Below are 25095 nucleotides of genomic sequence, written 5' to 3'. Positions count from 1 at the left end.
CGATGGCAAAAGAATATGATCTCGTCATACTAGGCGGCGGTACGGGCGGATATGTCGCAGCGATTCGCGCGGCGCAGCTTGGATTAAAAACAGCCGTAGTGGAGAAAGGAAAGCTTGGCGGAACTTGCTTACATGCCGGATGTATTCCAAGCAAAGCATTGCTCCGCAGTGCGGAAGTATACGCGCAAACAAAAGAAAGCGAAAAATTTGGCGTACTTGCCAGTGACGTAAAGCTAGATTTCGTCAAAGTACAGGAGCGCAAACGCAACATCGTTGAACAGCTACATAAAGGTGTTCAAGGCTTAATGAAAAAAGGGAAAATTGATGTTTACGAAGGAACAGGCCGCATTTTAGGTCCGTCTATTTTCTCGCCAATGCCGGGAACAATTTCTGTTGAAATGAACAACGGCGGCGAAAACGAAATGCTTGTTCCGAAAAACGTCATCATTGCGACAGGCTCCCGTCCGCGTACATTGCCGGGATTGGATATTGACGGTGAGTTAGTGATTACGTCTGACGAAGCGCTGCAATTAGAAAAACTTCCGGCATCGATCATTATCGTTGGCGGCGGCGTTATCGGTATTGAGTGGGCTTCTATGTTGAACGACTTTGGTGTGGAAGTAACCGTACTAGAATATGCAGACCGTATTTTACCAACAGAAGACCGCGACGTTTCAAAAGAAGTAGAAAAAGTATTAAAGCAGCGCGGCATCAACATTGTAACAGGCGCAAAAGTATTGCCTGAAACGCTTGAAAAAGGAAACGGCGTTACAATTAAAGCGGAACATAAAGGTGAACAAAAAGCATTTACAGCGGAAAAAATGCTTGTTTCTGTCGGCCGTCAAGCAAATATTGAAGGAATCGGCTTAGAAAATACAGATATCGTTGTCGAAAAAGGATTCATTCAAACAAACGAATTCTATCAAACAAAAGAATCTCATATTTATGCAATCGGTGACGTGATCGGCGGCTTGCAATTAGCTCATGTCGCTTCTCATGAAGGTATCGTTGCCGTTGAACATATCGCCGGGCAAAATCCAACGCCAATTGACTACACAATGATTGCAAAATGCGTATACAGCCGTCCAGAAGTAGCAAGCGTCGGTTTAACAGAAGAAGAAGCAAAAGAAAAAGGATACAAAGTGAAAGTTGGCAAATTCCCGTTCAAAGCGATTGGTAAAGCGCTTGTCTTCGGCGAAGCGGAAGGTTTTGTGAAAATTGTTGCCGATGCGGAAACGAACGACTTGCTTGGCGTTCATATGGTCGGTCCTCACGTAACAGACATGATTTCTGAAGCAGGTCTTGCCCGCGTGCTTGACGCAACACCATGGGAAGTTGCCCACACGATTCATCCGCATCCGACATTATCAGAAGCGATGATGGAAGCAGCGTTAGCTGTTGATGGTAAAGCTATTCATTTTTAATTGAATAAAGGAGGTTTTTTCGATGGCAGAAAATCGTCATAAAGCGTTAGGTTTAAGCGATGAAACAGTATTAGAAATGTATGAAACGATGCTTTTAGCTCGTAAAATCGACGAGCGTATGTGGCTTTTAAACCGCGCTGGTAAAATTCCGTTCGTTATTTCCTGCCAAGGTCAAGAAGCAGCGCAAGTCGGGGCAGCATTCGCTTTAGACCGCACAAAAGACTACGTCTTACCTTACTACCGTGATATGGGTGTCGTATTAACGTTTGGTATGACACCAACAGAATTAATGCTTTCTGCATTTGCGAAAGCGGAAGATCCGAACTCCGGCGGACGCCAAATGCCAGGTCACTTCGGTAAAAAGAAAAACCGCATCGTAACAGGTTCTTCGCCAGTAACAACGCAAGTTCCGCATGCTGTTGGTATTGCGTTAGCGGGAAAAATGGAGAAAAAAGATTTCGTTTCATTCGTTACATTCGGTGAAGGTTCTTCTAACCAAGGTGACTTCCATGAAGGTTTGAACTTCGCAGGCGTTCATAAATTGCCAGTCATTTTCATGTGTGAAAATAATAGATACGCGATTTCTGTTCCAATCGAAAAACAATTAGCATGCGAAAAAGTGTCTGACCGTGCAATTGGTTATGGCATGCCTGGATATACAGTTGACGGAAACGATCCGCTAGAAGTGTACAAAGTCGTGAAAGAAGCAGCAGACCGTGCTCGCCGCGGTGAAGGTCCGACATTAATCGAAACAGTTTCTTACCGTTTAACAGCTCACTCTTCTGACGACGATGACCGCGCATACCGCACGCCGGAAGAGTTAGCGGAAGCAAGAGCGAAAGACCCAATCATCTCATTTGCGAACTACTTAAAAGAAGTAGGCGTTTTAACAGATGAATTAGAAAAAGAAATTCTTGACCGTGTCATGAAACAAGTAAACGAAGCAACAGATTACGCCGAAAAAGCACCGTATGCTGAACCGGAACATGCATTGAAGTACGTATATGCTGAGAAGTAAGGGGGAATGAACAATGCCAGTAATTTCATACATTGATGCCGTGACGATGGCGATTCGCGAAGAAATGGAACGCGATCCGCGCGTGTTTGTATTAGGTGAGGACGTAGGTAAAAAAGGTGGAGTATTTAAAGCGACTCAAGGTTTGTACGAGCAGTTTGGCGAAGAGCGCGTCATTGACACGCCGCTGGCCGAGTCTGCAATCGCTGGTGTGGCAATCGGTGCGGCGATGTACGGTATGCGTCCGATTGCCGAAATGCAGTTTGCTGACTTCATCATGCCTGCAGTAAACCAAATCATCTCTGAAGCGGCTCGTATCCGCTATCGTTCAAACAACGACTGGAACTGCCCGGTTGTCATCCGTGCACCATATGGCGGCGGTGTTCACGGTGCGCTTTATCACTCGCAATCGGTTGAAGCGGTATTTGCAAACCAGCCTGGTTTAAAAATTGTTATGCCGTCCACTCCTTATGATGTAAAAGGATTGTTAAAAGCAGCGATTCGTGACGAAGACCCTGTCTTATTCTTCGAGCATAAACGTGCATACCGCTTAATTAAAGGCGAAGTTCCTGAAGAGGATTACGTATTGCCAATCGGTAAGGCGGACGTCAAACGCGAAGGCGACGACATTACCGTTATCACTTACGGATTATGCGTACACTTTGCGCTTCAAGCAGCAGAACGCTTGGCGCAGGACGGCATTTCTGCTCATGTATTAGACTTGCGTACCGTTTATCCGTTAGACAAAGAAGCAATCATTGAAGCAGCAAGCAAAACAGGCAAAGTGCTTCTTGTCACTGAAGATAACAAAGAAGGAAGCGTCATGAGCGAGGTCGCAGCAATTATTGCTGAACATTGCTTATTCGATTTAGATGCGCCTATCATGCGTCTTGCCGGTCCTGATGTGCCGGCAATGCCATATGCGCCAACAATGGAGAAATTCTTCATGGTAAACCCTGACAAAGTCGAAAAAGCAATGCGTGAATTAGCTGCATTCTAAGGGGACAAATGTAGCCAACATAGTTTTTTTAACCAGGATGGGAGATATAAGTAGTTTGTTAAACATCTATAAACATGTATGAAATCATGTAAATATCTCCTGTTATTGGATGTGGAGGGATGAATGTTCTCCATCTTTTCCATCGTCTCCCCTTTCCGCATGTAAGAAGGAAATGAAGAAGAGTTCGAAAGTGTTTTACTGTCATGAACTCGAATATGTGAAAGCGAATAAGCGAAACAACCTCATCGGTGAAACCGTTCGCGATGTGTATGATTGGTTGCTTCAAGAAAATGTGGGCGCAGTGGTCATCGAAAACATCCAACTAAGACAACAACATGATACGGACAAACGATTCAATCGCTTCACGCACAACTTTAAAAAGAAAAAGCTGACGGAAACGATCCTTCGTCGGGGGATGCGGCTTGGTTTTCGCATCAAAAAGGTGAATCCGTCGTACACAAGCGTCATCGGACGTTTCAAGTATATGAAAAAATACGGTTTATCCGTTCATGAAAGTGCCGCATTCGTCATTGGCAGACGAGGATTAGGGTATCATGAACGATTGCCAAAAGAACTCATTGACACCATAAAAACGAAAGTGAAACGCCGTTTGATTGCCATGTTAGGGTCGATGGAAGAATCCTACAAACAATCAAACAGCGGCAAGAAACAACACCAATCTATCGCGATAATGTTGAGGAAAATCGAGAATTTCAAGCATGAACATGAATGGTCATTATGGAACATGTTGCACAAATGTTGTTGGCTGAACCAGTATCAAATTCAATTAAAGGAGGTGTAAACCTGGTTACTAAAATCGTAGTCGTGTACTGACCGATGGAAGGAATGGTGCACGACTAGACTATCGCTAACAGCGAGCCACGGGTTGTCTTTCACAGCAGGTGAGACATTAGGATTCCCTTCCTGATGGGAACTCAGGTGTTTCCTGAGCGGCAAGCAGTTTTGCTGGTTCCATCGCGATATGTAGATTTTAGTAACCAGGTCATCAACGTGGCAATTGAACAAATGACAATGCCCCAGCTAGGCGAGAGTGTCACAGAAGGCACGATTAGCAAATGGCTCGTATCTGTCGGCGACAAAGTGAACAAATACGACCCAATCGCCGAAGTCATGACAGATAAAGTTAACGCAGAAGTTCCCTCATCTTTCACTGGCGTCATTAAAGAATTAATCGCTGCTGAAGGTGAAACATTACCAGTAGGTGCGGTGATTTGTACGATCGAAGTAGAAGGAGAAGGTACAGCAGTTCCTGAAGCTCCAGCTGTTGAAGCAAAACAAGAAGAAGCGCCAAAAGCACAAGCACCTGCACAAGCAGCAGCTCCAGCTCAAACACCTAAAAAACCGGCAGGGACAAAAGGCCGCTATTCACCGGCTGTCCTCCGTCTTGCGCAAGAGCACAATATTGACCTTGAGCAAGTACAAGGAACAGGCATGGGCGGACGCATTACGCGCAAAGACCTTCTGAAGCTCATTGAGTCTGGCAATATTCCAACCGCTGATCAAAAACAGCCAGCTGCGCAAGTTCAGCAGGCGGCTCCAGCACAGCCGGTTCAAGAGGCACCGAAAGCAGAAGCGCCTGCACAAGCAGCACCAAAACAAGCGGCAGCACCTAACGTTCCAGTTCAACCGGGCGATGTGGAAATTCCTGTTACGCCTGTTCGTAAAGCGATTGCCGCGAACATGCTTCGCAGCAAGCATGAAGCTCCGCATGCTTGGACAATGATTGAGGTGGACGTAACGAACTTAGTTGCCTACCGCGATTCTATCAAAGACGAATTCAAGAAACGCGAAGGCTTCAACTTAACATACTTTGCGTTCTTCGTTAAAGCGGTTGCGCAAGCATTAAAAGAATTCCCGCAAATCAACTCGATGTGGGCGGGTGACAAAATCGTACAGAAGAAAGACATTAACATCTCGATCGCTGTTGCAACAGAAGATGCGTTATTCGTACCTGTTATTAAACATGCCGATGAAAAATCAATCAAAGGCATCGCCCGTGAAATTGCCGAATTAGCAGCGAAAGTGCGCGCGGGCAAACTTCGCCCGGAAGATATGCAAGGCGGCACATTCACAGTGAACAATACAGGTTCTTTCGGCTCTGTACAATCGATGGGCATTATCAACTATCCGCAAGCAGCGATTTTACAAGTAGAAGCCATTGTCAAACGTCCGGTTGTCATGAGCAACGGCATGATCGCTGTCCGCGATATGGTGAACTTATGTATGTCTCTTGACCACCGCGTTCTTGACGGCTTAATCTGCGGCCGCTTCCTAGCACGTGTAAAAGAGATTTTAGAAAACATTTCAAAAGACAATACACCGATTTATTAATACGAAAAAATCCACCGCTAATCATTTCGCGGTGGATTTTTTATTCCATACATGAGGAATATTAGCAGGAATAAATGAGAAAAAAACGAAAGATCAGTCCGATGAAAAGAAAAATCTGTCCAGAAGCTTTCATTCGTTTTGTTCATTGCTAGAAATATGCAGATATACTACAATAAATTTATAGAGAATATTTCTAAAAATTTGAAAGTAAGCGATTTCTTCTGAGGGATGGGAGAAATGGCTTTCTTTAAGTAAGGGGAGGGACTATGATGACAGATATCTCTGCGATGAAAAACGAGGCGTTTCCGCTGCCGACTTATGAAGAGTGGCAGCAGGAAGTAGAAAAGTCTTTAAAAGGAAAACCGATTGAAAAGCTTTATTCTACTACTTACGAGAATTTTCGCATTAAACCGATTTATACACGCAAAGATATCGAATCACTTGAACATATTGAACAGTATCCTGGGTTTCCAGGCTATGTGCGCGGGATAGAAGCGAACGGCTACATTCGCGAACCGTGGGCGGTAAGCCAAGAGCTATCCGCAAACAGCGCTAAGGAATGGAATGAAATGGTCAAGCATGATTTAGAGAGAGGACAGACGGAAATTCATCTTGTGTTGGAACGGCTTGGGTTTTCTGTCACTTCACTCCATGATGTAGAGGAGATGTTCTCTGGAATTTCCCTCCAAGACTATTCACTTCGGATTGATGCAGGCGAAAGTTCTTTGTCGTTTCTTTCCTTGTTAGCGGCTTATTTGCAAAAGCAGCAAATTCCGCTTGAAAGAATGCGCGGCACGATCGGAATGGATCCGCTTGCCTCTCTTGTGACAAAAGGGAAATCGTCGGCTTCCTTAACGACATTATATGACGTAATGGCGGACATTACCACATGGACGAAAGAGCATATGCCGAACGTAAAAACGATCATCGTTCATAGTGAACCATATCATAATGGCGGAGCGAATGCGGTGCAGGAGCTAGCGTTTGCGTTTGCAACGGCGGTAGAATATTTAAATGAATGTCTAAACCGCGGCTTAACAATCGATGAGGCGGCACAGCGCATCAGCTTTTCATTTGCCATTGGTGCGAATTTCTTTATGGAAATTGCGAAGCTTCGCGCGGCACGTCTTGTTTGGACCAATATTGTACAAGCGTTTGGCGGCAATGAGGAATCGCAAAAAATGTGGATTCATGCCCGCACATCACATTTTACAAAAACGGTATATGATCCATATGTAAACATGCTTCGGGCGACAACGGAAGCGTTTGCAGCAACTGTTGGTGGCGTAAACAGCCTTCATGTCTCACCGTTTGATGAAGCGATTCAGCAGGCGGATGAGTTTTCGCGAAGAATTGCCCGCAATACACAACTTATTCTTCTTGAAGAATCACATTTAGGCAAAGTGATTGACCCTGCCGGCGGTTCCTATTATGTTGAATCGTTAACGGCGCAGTTAGCCGAAGAAGCATGGAAGCTGTTCCAGCAAATCGAAGCCAAGGGCAGCATGATGAAAGCGCTTGAAGAAGGATTTGTTCAAGCAGAAGTGAAAAAAGTGGCTGAATTACGAAAGAAAAATGTAAAGATGCGCAAAGAGAAAATGGTCGGGACAAACTTTTATGCGAACTTGGCAGAGTCACCGGTTCAAAGACAAAAAGCCGATGAACATACAGGGCCATCTTCTGAACCGCCATTAAAAGAAGAAAATGTGGAACAATTAAAAGCAGGATTTAGCGAGAGAAAATTTGTACAAACAGCTATTTCTATGGTTGCGTGCCGAGCGACCGTTCAGGAAATGGAAAAGGCGTTAGCGGAAGACAGTCCGTCCGTTCAAATTGAACCGATTCAGCAATGGCGATTAGCCGAACCGTTTGAAAAGCTGCGAAAGGCGTCTGAAGCCCATTTAGAAAAGCAAGGCAGCCGGCCGAAAGTCGCGTTAATTAACCTTGGAGCAATCCCGAAACATAAAGCAAGAGCCGATTTTATTACGGGCTTTTTTGAAGCGGGCGGTTTTGAGGTCGTGAAAAATAACGGTTATATATCAGCGGAAGAAGCCGTGCAAGGAGCGCTTTCCGTTGAAGGTACGCATTATATTATTTGCGGCTCAGACGAAAGTTACGTTGACACCGTTCCGACGATTGCGGCGGAACTGAAAAAAGCAAATCCACACTTGAAGCTGTATGTCGCCGGAAAACAAGCCCCGGAAGTTGAAGAAGCATTTGTGAAAGCTGGAATCGACGGCTTTATCCATATCGGCTCGAATTGTTATGAGACGCTGGCGGAATTTATGAAAGACATGGGGGTGGCTCTCGATGAGTAGAAAGGTCGATTTTACGAACGTTTCTTTGCGCGTGCCGAGAAAAAAAGTAGACGAGCAGCAATGGAAACAAGCGATTGAAGAAAAATTAAAGGCTTCGATTGATGACCTTCTTTTCCAAACAAACGAGCAAATTGCGATTAAGCCGTTATATACGAAAAAAGATATAGAGGGGCTCGATTTTCTCGATTATATGCCGGGCATTCCGCCGTATTTGCGCGGCCCGTATCCATCGATGTATGTCAGTCGGCCATGGACGGTTCGGCAATATGCCGGATTTTCTACAGCGGAAGAAAGCAACGCGTTTTACCGCCGCAATTTAGCGATGGGGCAAAAAGGTCTTTCTGTCGCCTTTGACCTTGCGACGCACCGCGGTTATGACTCCGATCATCCGCGCGTTGTCGGCGATGTTGGAAAAGCGGGCGTAGCGATTGACTCGATTTTGGATATGAAAATTTTGTTTGACGGCATTCCGCTTGATCAAATGTCGGTTTCGATGACAATGAACGGCGCTGTGCTGCCAATTATGGCGTTTTATATCGTCACAGCGGAAGAACAAGGCGTGACGCAGGATAAGCTTTCAGGGACCATCCAAAATGATATTTTAAAAGAATACATGGTGCGCAATACGTACATTTATCCGCCGGAAACATCGATGCGCATTATCGCCGATATTTTTGAATACACGTCTAAATACATGCCAAAGTTCAACAGCATCAGTATTTCCGGTTACCATATGCAGGAAGCAGGCGCGCCTGCTGATATTGAGCTAGCTTATACCCTTGCTGACGGGCTGGAGTATGTCCGCACCGGATTGAAGGCGGGTATTGATATTGATTCGTTTGCTCCAAGACTTTCATTCTTCTGGGCGATCGGCATGAACTACTTCATGGAAGTCGCCAAAATGAGAGCGGCACGCGTCATTTGGGCAAAAATGATGAAAACATTTAACCCGAAAAATCCGAAATCGCTCGCATTGCGGACGCATTCACAAACATCGGGATGGAGCTTAACGGAGCAGGATCCGTTTAACAACGTTGCGCGCACTTGTATTGAGGCGCATGCAGCCGCGCTTGGTCATACACAATCGCTTCATACAAACGCGCTTGATGAGGCAATTGCCCTGCCGACCGATTTCTCAGCGAGAATTGCCCGCAATACGCAGCTTTATTTACAAGACGAAACAGGAATTTGTAATGTCATTGACCCGTGGGCAGGATCTTATTATGTCGAAGCATTAACAAATGAATTAATGAACCGGGCATGGAAGCATATTGAAGAAATCGAAAGCTTAGGCGGCATGGCAAAAGCGATTGAAACAGGACTTCCGAAAATGCGCATTGAAGAAGCGGCCGCAAGACGGCAGGCGAAAATTGATTCCGGCGCTGAGACGATTATCGGCGTGAACAAATACCGCCCGGAAAAGGAAGAGCCGATTGATATTCTTGAAGTCGATAATACGGCTGTACGTCTCCGCCAAATTGAAAAGTTAAAGCAACTTCGTGCTTCCCGTGACGAACAGAAAGTGCAGGAAGCGCTGGATGCGATTACAAAAGCGACAGAAACAGGAGAAGGCAACTTATTAGAACTTGCCGTACAAGCCGCTCGCGTCCGCGCGACATTAGGGGAAATTTCCTATGCGATCGAAAAAGTGGCAAAACGTCATAAAGCAGTTATCCGCTCGGTCAGCGGCGTGTATAGTTCTGAATTTACAAATGAGGAAGAAATCGAGCGCATCAAGAAAATGACAGACGAATTTTATGAGCAAGAAGGGCGCAGACCGCGCATTATGATTGCGAAAATGGGACAAGACGGTCATGACCGCGGCGCGAAAGTCATTGCAACGGCGTTTGCCGATTTAGGATTTGACGTCGATATTGGTCCGTTGTTCCAAACACCGGAAGAAACAGCGCGGCAAGCTGTTGAAAATGACGTTCATGTTGTCGGAATCAGCTCGCTTGCGGCCGGCCATAAAACATTGCTGCCGCAGCTTGTCGAAGAACTGCGCAAGTTAGGCCGTGAAGACATTGTCGTCGTTGTCGGCGGGGTGATTCCGCCGCAAGATTATGAGTTTTTATATGAACATGGTGCAGCGGCGATTTTCGGTCCAGGAACAATCATTCCAAGAGCGGCGGAAAAAGTGCTTGAGGAAATTTATAAACGCCTCGGCTATGAGGAAGTGAAGCAATGAACAATGAGCGAACATACCGCCCTGAGTGGGTTCCGGAAGAAGAGTCAAAAGAGTTTGCGACAACGTATGTAAAAAAAAATGATGAATCCTCTGCTCCCCCATCTGATAGAAGACGGTTTGTCAAAAGGAGAGAACGGTCTGTTGCCGAATATGTTGAAGGGGTGCTCAGCAACGACCGTACGATTTTAGCGCAGGCGATCACCCTTGTCGAAAGCAATGCCGCCAAACATATGGAAATGGCGCAGCAAATTTTAAACGCGTTGCTGCCGCATGTCGGCAAATCGATTCGCATCGGGATTACCGGCGTGCCCGGTGCGGGAAAAAGCACGTTTATCGAAGCATTCGGAAAATTTTTATGCGAGAACGGCCATCGCGTTGCCGTTCTTGCGGTCGACCCGAGCAGCTCCATTACAGGCGGGAGCATTCTTGGCGACAAAACGCGGATGGAAAATTTGTCGCGCGACCCGCGGGCATTTATCCGCCCATCTCCATCCGGCGGCACACTTGGCGGCGTTCATCGCAAAACGCGGGAAACGATGCTTTTATGTGAAGCCGCAGGCTACGATGTCATTTTGATTGAAACGGTTGGTGTCGGTCAAAGCGAATTCGTTGTCCGCAGCATGGTTGATTTCTTTATGCTTCTTGCGCTGACAGGGGCAGGAGACGAACTGCAAGGGATGAAAAAAGGAATTATGGAGCTGACCGATGCCGTTGTGATTAATAAAGCAGACGGAGATAATAAACCAAAAGCTTTGGCGGCAAAAGAAGAATATAATCAGTTTCTTCACTATTTGCGTCCGGCAACGCCAGGGTGGGAAACAAAAGCTTATACATGCTCCGCATTGCTGGGCGAAGGAATTCCGGAAATTTGGCAAGTTGTTGAGCAGTTTGTAGAAACGACGAAAAAGTCAGGCGTGTTTGAAATGCGCCGGCGCAATCAGCTGAAAGACTGGATTTACTCGATGATTAAAGATTATCTTGAAACAAGCTTTTTCTCGCATCCACAAATTAAAGAAAAGCTGCCGATAATTGAAAACAATGTAATCTCCGGCACGCTCTCTGTAACGAAAGCCGTACAAGAGCTATTGCAGATTTATGAAAACAAAAAAGCGTCTGAATAAATTTATCAAGATGTAAAATCTAAAAATCCTAAAAAATAAAGGGAATCATAGATTAGTCATGTTTTCATATGTGCAGAAAGAGAATAAAGTTAAAACAGAGGCTGCCTCAAACGTCCATGACTTACCAGCCACCACGATAAATGAAAATGGACGGGTCTGTGACTTGCTTAATGATTAGGCATATCACAGGCCGTTTTCTTTTTTGGGGACATAACTATGGGACATTTTCGTATAAAAAGCAGACCATATATACGATATCATATTAGATAAATGAACGATATATTGTGAAATACGCGTGAGGTCAGACCTTTATTTTTTACTGACAAAGAATATTCACCTTAAAAGCTAAATAACAAAGCCGTTTAATAGATGCTTATTCAACAATCGCCCCCGATTGTTGAAGATCTTTATTTGGGGGACTGCCACCATAAAAAAATCCTACGTTAAGCCATCGGCGTGAAGGCCAAATAGATTGCGGAGTGATGCCTATTAAACTGTGCAAATTTGTTTTTCCTTACAGGTGTAAAAATGAAAAAAAACAACTTTGCTGATGAGGGAAAAGGAAATATGTACAAAACGGTCACATAAAAAAAGAAAAATTGTTAAACAATAGTAACGCTCAACAAAGAGATATGATGAGGTGATTGAATGAAAGTATGGTCTAAGTTTTTAATCTGTATATGTTTGCTATTTATGTTTCATTTACCTGTTGAGGCGCATAATAATGCCATTCCAAAACAAGTGGTAAATATTAAGCGTGCCGCAAACATAAAGGATTTAGTAAGCAGCTCAACATTCATTGCTTATGGCTGGTTCGATACTTCACATCAGAAACAGCCGTTGGACAAATCTGTACAAGACGGTCAGCTCGTCAATTTTGTACAAAGCTTTCATGTCGACAAATATTTAAAAGGAGCCGGTGGCAAAATCATTAACGTGTTATCAACCGGTATTGAACCTCTTCCTGCTCCTTTAAATCCTATCAACAAAGTTTATCCAGGACCGATGGCTGAGGGACGATATGTTTGCTTTCTAAAACCTGTTTCAGGAACAGAATTTTATACCATTGTCGGGGGATGGCAAGGAGTCTACCCTGTTTACGAAGGAAAAACAATTTCCTTGGAAGAAGAAGGTCTTCCAGAGCTAAATCAATTAACGCTTAGACAATTTGAAGCAAAAATCAAATCGTACTGATATACTGAAAGAAAAGATAGGCGGTAAGCCTATCTTTCACAATAGATGTAGCGAACTTCTTCTTTTTACATTCTCAATTGAGTTTACATAATTATTTTTTTTTGTTCATTTCTTCGTAAGCTTTTTCATAATCAAATTCAACTAATGCCACGATCATTTGGTTTATATTTTCAATAATCCCCTTTATGAATTCAATCATGCTCTGTTTTACGCGTTCCATTCCCTTTTATTCCACCATCCCCAAACAGCATTCACCATTACTTTCATATCAGCCATGTTTAACACTCCTTTCAAAAAATAATTGACATTCATATCATGTTCATTCATGTATGTTTTCTATTCTACGGGTATTGAAAATTGTTCACGAAAAGCGAAAGTACACTACAAAATAATTGATTCTGTGCGATTATTGCTGTTTTGGTGCAATTACCTTTAAACGACTTTATGATTGCCGCACAATATGTTGCTTACTTTTTGATTCCATTAATGTCCCCTGTTAGTTAAACCCTTTTCACACAGTACAAATCCCAACTTACAAATATTTCTGTACTTGATCCGAAATAAACAATAAAATATACAAAAAATATACTCTTTTGGGTTTTAGACCAATGTTTTGACATCAAGCCAAAAGTTTAAGCATGTCATATTAATTGAAACAATGCTCATCTTATTGGTATGATGAAAAAAAAAAGAAGGAGCGAATCATATGCAATTTAACTTTCAATTTTTTATGAATGATGTTGTCGAGCAGGCGCGCAAAGAAATGGTTGAAGCGGGCTATGAAGAATTGCGCACCCCAGAAGAGGTGGATAAAGCATTAACAAGAAAAGGGACAACGCTTGTGATGGTGAACTCTGTATGCGGCTGTGCCGGCGGCATTGCTCGTCCAGCGGCGGCTCACGCGATTCATTACGATAAGCGTCCGGATTATCTTGTTACGGTTTTTGCCGGACAAGATAAAGAAGCAACGGCAAGAGCAAGAGAGTATTTTGAAGGTTATCCGCCATCTTCCCCGTCATTTGCGCTGTTAAAAGACGGAAAAATTTGCACAATGATTGAGCGTCATGAAATTGAAGGACATGAACCGGTTGAAGTCATTCAAAAATTACAAGCGGCGTTCGAAACATATTGCGATGAAGTATAGAGACTGTCTCATTTTGAGTCAGTCTCTATTTTTTATAAAGTAATGAGAGAGGTTAACAAGCATATGCAACTGGTCAAAAACGTTGAGACATAAGCATTGTTATTTTTTGAAAAAGTGAGTTACTATTTTCAGAAAACAAAAAAATAAATTTTATAATTAAAAAAGATGTTGCATATTTATAAATAAACGTGTTAATATACAACTCATAGAATATATATTCTTCATTTAAAAATAATGATTGCAATACGTAAAAACCTATTTCATAATATTATTAAAATTATTTAAAATTTTAAGAAAATAAGAAAGGGGATAATAAGTAATGAAAAAGTGGTTTTCACTATTGTTATCTAGCATTCTATTAATTGGCTTACTTTCTGCTTGCGGCACTTCAGAAAAGTCATCGGAAAAACAGAGCGGCGGAGAAGAAAAGAAAGTGTTAAAAATGGGGACTTCCGCTGACTATGCTCCTTTTGAGTACATAGATACAGCAAAAGGTGACGAAATTGTTGGATTTGATATCGATTTGGCGAAAATGATCACAGAAGAATTGGGTTATGAATTTGAAATTGTTGACATGGATTTCACAGGTCTTATTCCAGCCTTGCAATCAGGAAAAGTAGATTTCGTCTTAGCGGGAATGACGCCAACGGAAGATCGCAAGAAAAACGTTGATTTCTCTGACGTGTATTATGTGGCAAAAAATATGATTGTAACGAAAAAAGGAAGCGGCATTAAGACGGTAGAGGATTTAAAAGGTAAAACAGTTGGTGTACAAACAGGATCTATTCAAGAAGGAGAAGCAAAAGAATTGGCGAAAACCATTGAGATGAAAATTGAAAGCCGCAACCGCATTCCGGAACTTATTCAAGAAATTCAGGCAGGACGTTTTGATGCGGCGATTATCGAAGATACAGTTGCGAAAGGATATATTAAAAACAGCAACGGCAAGTTAGAAGGAAATACAATTCCAACCAATGAAGAGGAAGCTGGTTCAGCGATCGCGTTCCCGAAAGGAAGCAAATTAAGGGATGAGTTTAACAAAGTCTTACAAGAAAAAATGAAAAACGGTGAAGTGGACAAGCTCATTAAAAAATGGTTTGACCAGCAATAATAAGGGCTGCGAGGCTGACCTAAAAGCTAAGTGTCAGACCTACAGAGGCTGTCTCAAAAACCAAGTGTCAGACCCCGCAACACAATATATGGGACATCATGTTGCATAAATGAACGATATATTGTGAAACACGCGTGAGGTCAGACCATGATGAGACAGCTTTATTGTGAATGTACGTGAGGTCAGACACTTATCGGTCAGCCCCGTTTTTCACTATTCATGAGGAAGGATGGGTTTTGGCGTGAATTTAAATTTCTCGCAATTTGTGCCGTCAATCCCGTTTATTTTAGAAGGGGTATTGGTGACGTTAAAAATTGTAGCCTTAGCAGCATTGTTAGGATTTGCGCTCGGCGTTATTTTAGCGTTGTTTAAGATCGGCAGAATGAAAGTATTAACATGGTTTGCCGATGCGTATACATCGGTATTTCGCGGTACGCCGCTCGTGCTGCAACTTATGATCATTTATTTTGGATTGCCGCAAATTATCGGCTTTGAAATTGAAGCGTTTCCAGCAGCGGTGATTGCCTTTGGCTTAAACTCTGCGGCTTACATTTCCGAAATTATTCGCGCAGGAATTATGGCGGTTGATAAAGGACAGAGGGAAGCGGCAATGGCATTAGGCATTCCATATAAATCGATGATGCGTGATATTATTCTTCCTCAGGCGTTTAAAAATATTTTACCCGCGTTAGTGAATGAATTTATTACGTTAACGAAAGAATCAGCAGTCGTCACTGTCATCGGTGCGATGGATATTATGCGCCGCGCCTATATTGTCGGTGGGGAAAAATATGCTTTTTTTGAACCGTTGCTTATCGCAGGGGTTATTTATTATATATTAGTAATGATCCTAACACTGCTTGGCAAAGCAGTTGAAGGGAGAATGAGAAAAAGTGATTAAAGTAGTAGACCTTCATAAATCATTTGGTAAGTTACAGGTGTTAAAGGGGATTACAACAACGATCGCACAAGGTGAAGTCGTCGCGATTATTGGTCCTTCAGGTTCTGGAAAATCGACATTTTTGCGCTGCCTCAATCTTTTGGAAGAACCAACGAAGGGGAAAATATGGATTGGCGATCAAGAAATTACGAATCGCAAAACAGACATTATGAAAGTGCGCCAAAATGTCGGCATGGTATTTCAGCACTTTCATTTATTCCCGCATATGACCGTTTTGGAAAACTTAACTTATGCGCCGATGAAAGTAAAAGGTATCGCGAAGGCGGAAGCGGAAGCAAAAGGAATGGAACTGCTTCGTAAAGTTGGATTAGCGGAAAAAGCCAATGAATATCCAAACCGTTTATCCGGCGGACAAAAACAGCGCGTCGCGATCGCGCGTGCCCTCGCGATGTCTCCAGAGGTAATGCTATTTGATGAACCAACGTCAGCGTTAGACCCAGAAATGGTAAAAGAAGTATTAGAGGTGATGAAATCGCTTGCCCATACGGGAATGACGATGGCGATCGTCACGCATGAAATGGGATTTGCCCGCGAAGTTGCTGATCGCGTGTTGTTTTTAGACGGGGGACAGCTTGTGGAAGACGCGCCGCCAAGTGAATTTTTCGCCGCGCCGAAAAGCAAGCGGGCGCAGGAATTTCTTGAAAAAATGCTTTAAAAAATCATAAGGAGGCTGGCCTAAAAGTAGTGTCAGACCCCGCAACCATCATATATAGGACAGAATATATATGGTTGGTTGTGTGTGAGGTCAGACATATCGGTCATCCTCTTTCTTTATTTTATAAACTTCTGTTCAATCACCCATGGGGTGGCTGTAAAAAATGAGCATATTATTTGTATAATAAAGGTGGATGTTTTTGCTGAAGACAATCGCTTTATCGTTTCTCTATACATACGATAGATTTATCATTTACGGGTACATAAAACGCGATATGACCGATGCTTACGATAAAGTTCAGAAATATCCTTTGATGTTGTTTTCAGTCTTTCGTTTTGTTTTAAGTCAACTTTAATAATACTTATGTACAATGGTAAAAGTTTTTAGCTAACTTTACATATTTTAAAGGGGCTTAATTATGTTTAAAATCGGTTACCGCACAATCAAAACGGCGATTGGTACAACGATCTCCATTAGTATTGCCCAATATTTGGGGCTTGATTATTTTGTTTCAGCGGGAATTATTACGCTACTGTCGATTCAAGTGACAAAAAAGAAATCGTTATCTGTTGCTTGGGCGCGCTTTATCGCCTGCTCGCTTGCGATATTGTTTTCATTTCTCGTATTTGAAGGGATTGGCTATCATCCTGTCTCAATTGGTTTGTTATTGCTTTTCTTTATTCCGACAACGGTAATATTAAAGGTGACTGAGGGCATTGCCACAAGCTCTGTCATTTTTCTGCATTTTTATGCCGCCCAACAATTTACAGTTCCGCTTGTATTAAATGAATTGTTGCTCATTGTCATTGGTATTGGTGTAGCATTGCTTGTCAACATGTACATGCCGAGTGCGGAAAAGCAGTTAAAACAGTACCAGCAGGCAATTGAAGATTTATTCCGTATTATTTTTAAGGAAATTGTGAAATATTTGCGGACAAATGAAAGTGACTGGGACGGTAAAGAGCTGGTGCTTACGGCAGATTTGCTGCAAAAAGCAAAAACGTTAGCATTGCGAAATGTGGAAAATCGTTTATTGCGAAGTGAAGATTATTATTATCGTTATTTTTGCATGCGTGAAAAGCAATTTGAAATGATTGAACGGCTTTTGCCGCTTGTCACGTCCATCACATATACGGTTGAGCAGCGAAACATGGTTGCTGATTTTATCGATAAATTGAGCGATGCGATTCATCCAGGGAATACGGCAGATAAATTTATTCAACAGCTTCGGGAGATGAAAAAGCGTTTTGAAGTGATGGAACTGCCGAAAACGCGGGAGGAATTTGAAGAAAGAGCTGCTTTGCTTCATTTCGTTAAAGAGATGGAACAATATTTGATCATTAAAAGCCAATTTAACATGTTCCCCGAGGAGTCTCCCGCCTCTAAACAACGTGTAGGTGGGAGAGGTTCATAAGCCCTGAATAATCAATGTATGCAAAAATCCCTTTTGCTTCACAATATAAAAAATAAAGAAAGCAAAGGGTGGTTATATGCCGATTTTATTTGCAACGATTCTTGCTTTTGCTTCATCACCGCTTTGGTTTTTTGGAGCGAATCCGCTTTTTGGCAATCCATTTATTATTATAAATAAAAGCACCAATCAGCTTGCGTTCATCGATGATGGAAAAATCCAAGTTACTTATCCGGTTGCAACAGGATTAACGACGGAATTAACGCCGGAAGGAATGTTCACCGTCACCGTTAAAGCCAAACAACCTTATTACCGAAAGAAAAATATTCCAGGAGGGGCACCGAACAATCCTCTTGGAAGCCGCTGGATTGGATTTGATGCAAACGGGACAGACGGACGAACATACGGCATACATGGAACGAACAATGCGCAGTCAATTGGCATGTATATTACACAAGGTTGTGTGCGTCTTCACAATCATCAAGTAGAAGCATTGTTTGAGCAGGTGCCGCTTGGAACGAAAGTATTAATTGTACGGAGCGGACAATCTTTTGAAGAGATGGCGGAACAATACGGAGTAATAAAAAGGTGACGAACAAAGGTCACCTTTTTTTACTTTATATAGATTAATGTTTGGAACTTCGAGTGACAATCCATTTATGCGATTACATCCACATGCTTAAGCCTGTCAGTACAGTCGTTAACAGCATCGAAGCAAGCATTAAGTATACAATAACCTTTTGTGTTTTTTTGCGGGACATGCTCTTCCCCCCTGCATTTAATGTTGCATTTTCATTTTAACGCCATTTCTAAAATGGGACAAGAGAGGAAAATGAAGAAACATGCAAAAACAAATATCGGAATTTATAAAATTTATAAAATGTTGCAGGAATTTTTGTCGAAATGGCGAAAATCAATAATGTTACACTGTATCCGTTTCCAACGTGATGATTAGTTTGCAGCAAAGGGGATAGGATAAATGGAAGTCAAAAAAATTGACCATATTGGAATTGCGGTGAAATCGATTGAAGAATCGCTTCCATATTATGTCGAAACGTTGCAACTAAAGTTGTTAGGTATGGAAGAAGTGGAGTCTGAAAAAGTAAAAGTAGCCTTTTTGAAAATTGGTGAATCAAAAATCGAATTGCTAGAGCCGACTTCGCCTGACAGCGCCATTGCCAAATTCATTGAAAAGCGCGGTGAAGGAATTCATCATATTGCGCTGGGAGTGGACGACATTCAAGCGCGGATTGATGAGCTGAAAACAAAAGGAATTCGCATGATTCATGAAACGCCAAAAATCGGGGCGGGAGGAAATCTTGTTGCATTTATGCATCCGAAATCAACTGGCGGCGTTCTTTATGAACTTTGCCAAAAACCGGGCGCGGGGGTGCAGAAATAATGGCAGACATGTATGACAAAATTAATGAGTTATATGACCGGCGCCGAGAAATTGAACTTGGCGGCGGCGATGATAAAATTGAAAAACAGCATGCCAAAGGAAAGCTGACAGCACGCGAACGAATTGACTTGCTTGTTGATGAAGGTACGTTTGTTGAATTGAATCCGTTTATCGAGCATCGCTGCACAGATTTCGGGTTGGAAGGAAAAAAAGGACCGGGTGACGGTGTTGTTACAGGATACGGCAAAGTGAATGGACGAACGGTCTTTTTATTTTCCCAAGATTTTACCGTATTCGGCGGAGCATTAGGGGAAATGCACGCAAAAAAAATTGCCAATGTCATGGATTTGGCAGCGAAAACAGGTGCACCGATTATCGGTTTAAACGATTCCGGCGGTGCGAGAATTCAAGAAGGTGTGCTCTCTTTGGACGGCTATGGACATATTTTTTACCGCAACTCGATTTATTCGGGAGTTGTTCCGCAAATTTCTGTCATTATGGGACCTTGTGCGGGCGGAGCCGTTTATTCGCCGGCGATTACCGATTTTGTATTCATGGTGGAAAAGACGAGCCAAATGTTTATTACCGGTCCGAAAGTCATTGAGACGGTAACAGGGGAAAAAATCAGTGCGGAGGATTTAGGAGGTGCCCGTGTACATAATACGATCAGCGGTAATGCCCATTTCTCTGGAGCTACCGAAGAAGAAGTGCTCGCACAAGTTCGCAAATTGTTAAGCTATTTGCCGCAAAATAACGAGGAAAAGCCGCCTATGGGACCAATTCCGGATGAAGATGACTACCGTCCGGATTTAGCGGATGCGATTCCGATTGATGCGGTGCGCCCATATGATGTCCGCCAAGTGATCTTGCAGGTGGTCGACGAAGGCTCCTTTATGGAAGTGCAAAAAGATTTCGCGAAAAATATTGTTATCGGATTTGCACGCATCAAAGGAGAAGTCATCGGACTTGTTTGCAACCAGCCGAAGTTTATGGCCGGAGGTCTTGACATTGACTCTTCTGATAAGGCAGCGCGTTTTATCCGTTTCTGTGATTCGTTTAATATTCCGATTATTACGTTTGAGGACGTAACAGGTTTTTTCCCAGGCGTTAAACAGGAGCACGGCGGAATCATCCGCCACGGGGCAAAAATTTTATATGCCTACTCGGAAGCAACAGTACCGAAATTGACGGTCATTCTCCGTAAAGCATATGGCGGCGCGTATGTGGCGCTGAACAGTAAATCGATTGGCGCGGACGTTGTCTTTGCATGGCCGAACGCGGAAATCGCTGTTATGGGACCTCAAGGGGCGGCAAACATCATCTTTGCCAGCGAAATTGAAAAGAGCGCCAATCCGGAAGAAACGCGGGCGCAAAAGATTGAAGAGTATCGCCAAAAATTCGCCAACCCATACGTTGCGGCAAAATACGGCATGGTCGACGATGTCATCGATCCGCGCGAAACGCGAATCAAACTTATTCAGGCGCTCGAAATGCTGCGCAATAAACATGAGGAGCGTCCGAAGAAAAAGCATGGAAATATTCCGCTATAAACAAAAGAGATGCCGGTGATTTTCGGCATCTCTTTTTTTATGGTTGAGTTGCAAAAAAGTTGTTTACTAATATTTATCAAGTGGAATTGTTCACAATAAATTTAACGAACGGGCCAGATCTGCAACTTTGGAATCCGTCTTACAATCAGCCATCAATCAAAAACACCATACTTATACTGAGACAATAGATGAGCTAAATTCGAATTTCTATTCACGTGTAGAAAAGATTTTATTGCTTGCATGCCATATTTGTCCTTTTGTGTTATCACTTTTCTGTAAAAGTTTTGGTGTATGACATGCAGCGATCTATCGTGTATACTTTTTTTGAATACATACATAAATAGGAGGCCTTGTTTCGATGATTAACGAGCAACGTTTAGTTGACGAATTTTTAGAGCTTGTACAAATTGATTCAGAAACAAAATACGAAGGCGAAATTGCCAAAGTATTAAAACAGAAATTTGAAGCGCTTGGTTTACATGTCATTGAAGATGATACGATGGCGCAAACGGGACACGGCGCCGGTAACTTGATTTGTACGTTAGAAGCAACAAAAGAAGGAGTTGATCCGATTTATTTTACTTCACATATGGATACCGTTGTACCAGGTAAAGGCGTAAAGCCTTCGATTAAAGACGGTTATATCGTGACAGATGGAACAACAATTTTAGGCGCCGATGATAAAGCAGGTTTGGCGGCGATGCTGGAAGCGATTCGCGTGTTAAAAGAGCAAAATATCGCACACGGCACGATTCAATTTATTATTACAGTCGGGGAGGAATCCGGCCTTGTTGGTGCGAAAGCGTTAGACCCGTCTCTTATTATAGCGAAATTCGGCTATGCGTTAGACAGCGACGGTAAAGTTGGAAATATCGTTGTCGCGGCGCCAACTCAGGCGAAAATTAAAGCCGTTATTCACGGAAAAACAGCGCATGCCGGCGTGGCACCGGAAAAAGGTGTTTCTGCGATTACGATTGCCGCTAAAGCGATTGCCCAAATGCCGCTTGGCCGCATCGATGAAGAAACAACAGCGAACATTGGCCGCTTTGAAGGCGGTACGCAAACAAACATCGTTTGTGACCGCGTCGATATTTTAGCCGAAGCTCGCTCATTAGTACCGGAAAAAATGGAAGCGCAAGTCGCAAAAATGAAAGAAGCATTTGAAACGGTTGCTAAAGAAATGGGCGGACGCGCGGAAGTCGACGTTCAAGTCATGTATCCGGGCTTTAAGTTTGCTGATGGCGATCACGTTGTCGAAATCGCCAAACGCGCCGCGGCAAAAATTGGCCGTCCGTGCGAACTGCTTCACAGCGGCGGCGGCAGCGACGCGAACGTCATTGCTGGTTTTGGCATTCCGACAGTGAACCTAGCCGTTGGTTACGAGGAAATTCATACAACAAACGAACGCATGCCAATTGAAGAACTCGTCAAAGTGACGGAAATGGTCATCGCGATTGTTGAAGAAGTCGCGAAATAAAAGGACATTCGCAAAGGGACTGACCCATATGTGTTTGCTCTCACGTGTATTCCACAATATATCGTTCATTTATAATATTGTGTTGTGGGGCCTGACACTTTGCTTGGGTCGGTCTCTTTTTTCTTGAAAAATAAGGAAATTTGGAATATAAGTATGTATATACAACAGTAAGTGAAGGAGCAATAGAAAATGAAACTAAATAAAGTGGTTGTTTGTCAAATCGCTGATGAACAATACGGCATTCCGGTTGAAAATGTAATTTCGATTGAAAAAATGAGCGCACCGACCGTCATTCCGCAAATGCCTGATTACATGGTCGGAGTTGTGCGGATTCGCGGTGAATTAGTGCCGGTTTTAGATACAATGAAAATATTGTATAATCGGCCATTCCAAGAAAATGATAAAACGCGAATGATCGTTGTAATTACCGAAGATATTTCCGTTGCCTTAATTGTCGATGAAGCAAAGGAGATTGTTGATATACCTTCCGAATTGATAAAACAAGTAAATATGTTGGCGTATCGTCAAACGCCGTATTTCATTGGAGTTGCCAGCCTGCCTGAACGCCTAATTACATTAGTTGAACCGAATCAATTATTTGAAAGTTTAGAGGGCATAAAAGCGATTAAAGAGCACATTCAAAGCCAGCAATAAAGGCCCTTTATAAGATGAGATGAAAAGGAATAGACAAAATTGAATGAAGAATGAAAAGTTGTTCTCGAACCGTTTATGATGGGCGATATGTCAGCACACTCGAACAGACAGAGAATCAACAGGAGAAAATCTTACTAACAAGCTGCACGGCAAGCGCAGCAACTTGTTGACACGGTAACGGCAGTATAGTCAAAATCCTCAGCAAAACATCGGAAACTAAGCGGCGGGTATGATTAATTGGCATATTGTTTGTTTCCTTTACCCGAATATTGGTTAATATGAATGATGAAAATGTTTTATGATACGCAAACAAAAATAGGTAAAGGATGGTTCAAACCGTGTCAACATATGCGAACAAGAAACGAGTTATCATGCTTATGATTGATTCTTTAATGTATCCGCCTCTGGAAAAGGCCGTAAAAGAGGGCTCCGCTCCTGCATTCAAATTTTTTATGGAAAACGGAAAGGTTTTTCCCAATATCGTGAGCCCTTTTCCCACGATGTCTGTCACTGTAGACAGTTCGCTTTTGACGGGTACGTATGCGAATATTCATAAAATTCCCGGGTTAGTATGGTTTCATGATGCAGAAAAGCGGTTAATTAATTACGGAAGCCACATAAGAGAGCTTATTAAGCTTGGCATCACCCGATCAATCAAGGACATTGTATATCATATAAACAATCATCATTTAAGCAAAGAAATTAAAACAATCCATGAAGAAATGTCTAGCAGAGGAAAAGCAACCGCTTCCATTAATGCTCTCATTTATCGCGGAAATACAGAGCATTATCTAAAACTGCCAAGGCTGCTGACACTTTTCACATCTTTGGATGATGAGTGGAAGACAAAAGGAAGCCAACTGTTTACATATGGATCTTTTTCTAGGCTCAGTCCTTTGAAACGTAATGGATACTTTTGGCGAAAATATGGATTTAACGATCGATTTTCTGCCCAAGAGTTAAAATACCTTATTAAAACGGATTCTCTACCTTCTTTTACGATTGTTTATTTTCCTGATATGGATAAAATTGTCCATAAAAATGGTCCGATGGATATAAAGGGAATCCGCAAAGTAGACAGGCAGCTGCAAAACGTATTGGATTGTTATGATTCTTGGGAGGAAGCTTTAAAAGACAATTATTGGATTATAATGGGAGATAACGGTCAAGCCCCAATTGATTCTGATCGGAACAAAGCGCTAATTGATTTAAGGCGTTCCCTTCGTTCTTATCAAATCATGACGTTAAAAGACGGGGTTAAAGATGGAGACGAAGTGGTGCTTGGTGTTAATGAACGAATGGCCTTTATTTATACATTAAATCTTGAGCGCGCGCCGCTATCGGATATTGCGAAAACGTTACAAAAGGACAACAGAGTGGATGTTATTGCCTGGCTGGAAAAAGGCTCCGTTCACGTTATATCTGGAGTTCAGCAGGGAAGGCTCATTTTTAAACTGAATGGAACATTGGCCGATGAATATGAACAATCGTGGGATATAGAAGGAGATTTAGGAATTTTGAATCTCACGGTAAAGAACAATAAGATTTTTTATGATGAATATCCGGATGCGCTGGCCCGGTTATACAGTTCGCTGACTTCCCATGAAGGAAATTATCTTGTTGTAAGTGCAAAACCAGGATTTGAATTTATCGGTGAAGGCTCCCCGACTCATGTCGGGGGAGCAAGCCACGGAGGACTTCATAAACAAGATTCACTAGTGCCGATGATTATAACGGGTACGGATTCGTCCCCGAAACATTTACGCATGATTGATTTAAAAGATTGGATTTTAACACTTCTTGTAAATCCGCGCTGATCCATAAAATAACACCTAAACGAGCAACAGGATGTTATTTTTAAAATGAAAGCGTTCCTTGTCATTAGTAAAACAGTGTTGCTTTTAACGGCAAATGATCGGAAGCATTTGCCGTTTTTGCGATGACTTCTGCTTTAATGACTTGATCCACCTCGTTAAGACCAATCATATCGGCATCGCTTTTTTCAATGACTTCTGCGATTCTATATAGATCCGCTTTATGATCCATACCTTTGCCGTGATGAATATTGAAAGTCATAACCTTAATTTCCAAGCTGTTTCGCTCCTCTAAGTTTATTTA

Annotated in this window: 22 protein-coding genes and 1 pseudogene; 20 read left to right on the top strand and 3 right to left on the bottom strand. The window is 42.6% G+C overall.

All coding sequences use genetic code 11. The features are described from left to right. Positions 1-2 precede the first annotated feature (2 nt). From lpdA to B0I26_RS03845, 9 genes are all read left to right on the top strand, one after another. Entirely contained in the window at positions 3-1424 is a 1422-nt protein-coding gene (lpdA, locus tag B0I26_RS03885) for a dihydrolipoyl dehydrogenase (RefSeq protein WP_111644152.1), read from the top strand. A gap of 22 nt (positions 1425-1446) precedes the next feature. Further along, positions 1447-2442, top strand: coding sequence for a thiamine pyrophosphate-dependent dehydrogenase E1 component subunit alpha (locus B0I26_RS03880; protein ID WP_111644151.1), 996 nt, complete (start codon positions 1447-1449; stop codon positions 2440-2442). Between the two features lie 13 nt (positions 2443-2455). Further along, positions 2456-3439, top strand: a complete 984-nt coding sequence (locus B0I26_RS03875; protein WP_111644150.1) for an alpha-ketoacid dehydrogenase subunit beta — start codon at positions 2456-2458, stop codon at positions 3437-3439. 172 nt (positions 3440-3611) lie between these two features. Continuing rightward, the gene (locus B0I26_RS03870; RefSeq protein WP_245934705.1) at positions 3612-4241 is read left to right on the top strand and encodes an IS200/IS605 family accessory protein TnpB-related protein; all 630 of its coding nucleotides are present in this window, start codon (positions 3612-3614) and stop codon (positions 4239-4241) included. A 209-nt stretch (positions 4242-4450) separates the two neighbouring features. Then, positions 4451-5791, top strand: coding sequence for a dihydrolipoamide acetyltransferase family protein (locus B0I26_RS03865; RefSeq protein ID WP_111644326.1), 1341 nt, complete (start codon positions 4451-4453; stop codon positions 5789-5791). A 269-nt stretch (positions 5792-6060) separates the two neighbouring features. Then, positions 6061-8109: a methylmalonyl-CoA mutase family protein gene (locus B0I26_RS03860; RefSeq protein ID WP_111644149.1), complete on the top strand. Its 2049-nt coding sequence runs from the start codon at positions 6061-6063 to the stop codon at positions 8107-8109. Next, positions 8102-10297, top strand: a complete 2196-nt coding sequence (gene scpA / locus B0I26_RS03855; RefSeq protein ID WP_111644148.1) for a methylmalonyl-CoA mutase — start codon at positions 8102-8104, stop codon at positions 10295-10297. Before B0I26_RS03860 ends, scpA begins: the two co-directional genes overlap by 8 nt. Next, positions 10294-11418: a methylmalonyl Co-A mutase-associated GTPase MeaB gene (meaB, locus tag B0I26_RS03850; RefSeq protein ID WP_111644147.1), complete on the top strand. Its 1125-nt coding sequence runs from the start codon at positions 10294-10296 to the stop codon at positions 11416-11418. Before scpA ends, meaB begins: the two co-directional genes overlap by 4 nt. A gap of 648 nt (positions 11419-12066) precedes the next feature. After that, entirely contained in the window at positions 12067-12612 is a 546-nt protein-coding gene (locus tag B0I26_RS03845) for a hypothetical protein (RefSeq protein WP_111644146.1), read from the top strand. 91 nt (positions 12613-12703) lie between these two features. Here the strand turns inward: B0I26_RS03845 and B0I26_RS18805 are convergent, their stop codons facing one another. Continuing rightward, positions 12704-12832, bottom strand: coding sequence for a hypothetical protein (locus tag B0I26_RS18805; RefSeq protein WP_281268674.1), 129 nt, complete (start codon positions 12830-12832; stop codon positions 12704-12706). A 486-nt stretch (positions 12833-13318) separates the two neighbouring features. Here B0I26_RS18805 and B0I26_RS03840 point away from each other — a divergent pair, with 486 nt between their 5' ends. The 6 genes from B0I26_RS03840 to B0I26_RS03815 all read left to right on the top strand — a co-directional run bounded on the left by B0I26_RS03840 (position 13319) and on the right by B0I26_RS03815 (position 18486). Further along, the gene (locus tag B0I26_RS03840) at positions 13319-13756 is read left to right on the top strand and encodes a BrxA/BrxB family bacilliredoxin (RefSeq protein WP_111644145.1); all 438 of its coding nucleotides are present in this window, start codon (positions 13319-13321) and stop codon (positions 13754-13756) included. Between the two features lie 319 nt (positions 13757-14075). Further along, the gene (locus tag B0I26_RS03835) at positions 14076-14867 is read left to right on the top strand and encodes a transporter substrate-binding domain-containing protein (protein ID WP_111644144.1); all 792 of its coding nucleotides are present in this window, start codon (positions 14076-14078) and stop codon (positions 14865-14867) included. Positions 14868-15108: 241 nt separating this feature from the next. Beyond that, a complete protein-coding gene (locus B0I26_RS03830) occupies positions 15109-15768 on the top strand; it encodes an amino acid ABC transporter permease (protein ID WP_111644325.1) in 660 nt (219 codons plus the stop codon). Next, entirely contained in the window at positions 15761-16483 is a 723-nt protein-coding gene (locus B0I26_RS03825; RefSeq protein WP_111644143.1) for an amino acid ABC transporter ATP-binding protein, read from the top strand. The genes B0I26_RS03830 and B0I26_RS03825 overlap by 8 nt, the downstream gene beginning before the upstream one ends. A 418-nt stretch (positions 16484-16901) precedes the next feature. Further along, entirely contained in the window at positions 16902-17897 is a 996-nt protein-coding gene (locus tag B0I26_RS03820; protein ID WP_111644142.1) for an aromatic acid exporter family protein, read from the top strand. Between the two features lie 76 nt (positions 17898-17973). Next, a complete protein-coding gene (locus B0I26_RS03815; protein WP_111644141.1) occupies positions 17974-18486 on the top strand; it encodes a L,D-transpeptidase in 513 nt (170 codons plus the stop codon). 73 nt (positions 18487-18559) lie between these two features. On the opposite strand, the gene prli42 is transcribed toward B0I26_RS03815, so the two are convergent. Then, on the bottom strand, positions 18560-18655 hold the full coding sequence (gene prli42 / locus B0I26_RS18195) for a stressosome-associated protein Prli42 (protein WP_181502687.1): 96 nt from the start codon (positions 18653-18655) through the stop codon (positions 18560-18562). A gap of 218 nt (positions 18656-18873) precedes the next feature. On the opposite strand from prli42, the gene mce reads away from it, so the two are divergent. From mce to B0I26_RS03790, 5 genes are all read left to right on the top strand, one after another. Next, positions 18874-19296 carry a methylmalonyl-CoA epimerase gene (mce, locus tag B0I26_RS03810; protein ID WP_111644140.1) on the top strand — a complete coding sequence of 141 codons (423 nt, stop codon included), beginning with the start codon at positions 18874-18876 and terminating at the stop codon, positions 19294-19296. Next, complete coding sequence (locus B0I26_RS03805; protein ID WP_111644139.1) at positions 19296-20846, top strand: acyl-CoA carboxylase subunit beta; 1551 nt, start codon at positions 19296-19298, stop codon at positions 20844-20846. The genes mce and B0I26_RS03805 overlap by 1 nt, the downstream gene beginning before the upstream one ends. 358 nt (positions 20847-21204) lie before the next feature. Further along, positions 21205-22323 (top strand): tripeptidase T, encoded by a 1119-nt coding sequence (locus B0I26_RS03800; protein ID WP_111644138.1) that lies wholly within the window; start codon positions 21205-21207, stop codon positions 22321-22323. Between the two features lie 189 nt (positions 22324-22512). Further along, a complete protein-coding gene (locus tag B0I26_RS03795) occupies positions 22513-22977 on the top strand; it encodes a chemotaxis protein CheW (protein ID WP_111644137.1) in 465 nt (154 codons plus the stop codon). Positions 22978-23303: 326 nt separating this feature from the next. Then, on the top strand, positions 23304-24794 hold the full coding sequence (locus B0I26_RS03790; RefSeq protein ID WP_181502685.1) for an alkaline phosphatase family protein: 1491 nt from the start codon (positions 23304-23306) through the stop codon (positions 24792-24794). Positions 24795-24936: 142 nt separating this feature from the next. Here the strand turns inward: B0I26_RS03790 and B0I26_RS18960 are convergent. Then, positions 24937-25053 (bottom strand): annotated as a pseudogene (locus B0I26_RS18960) (endonuclease/exonuclease/phosphatase family protein); the annotation flags it as partial. Positions 25054-25095: the final 42 nt, after the last annotated feature.

Origin of the sequence: Paranoxybacillus vitaminiphilus, from assembly GCF_003259935.1 — a bacterium.
Classification (GTDB): domain Bacteria; phylum Bacillota; class Bacilli; order Bacillales; family Anoxybacillaceae; genus Paranoxybacillus; species Paranoxybacillus vitaminiphilus.
The sequence above is the reverse complement of the archived record's forward strand: the minus strand, read 5'-3'. Positions and strand labels throughout refer to the sequence as shown.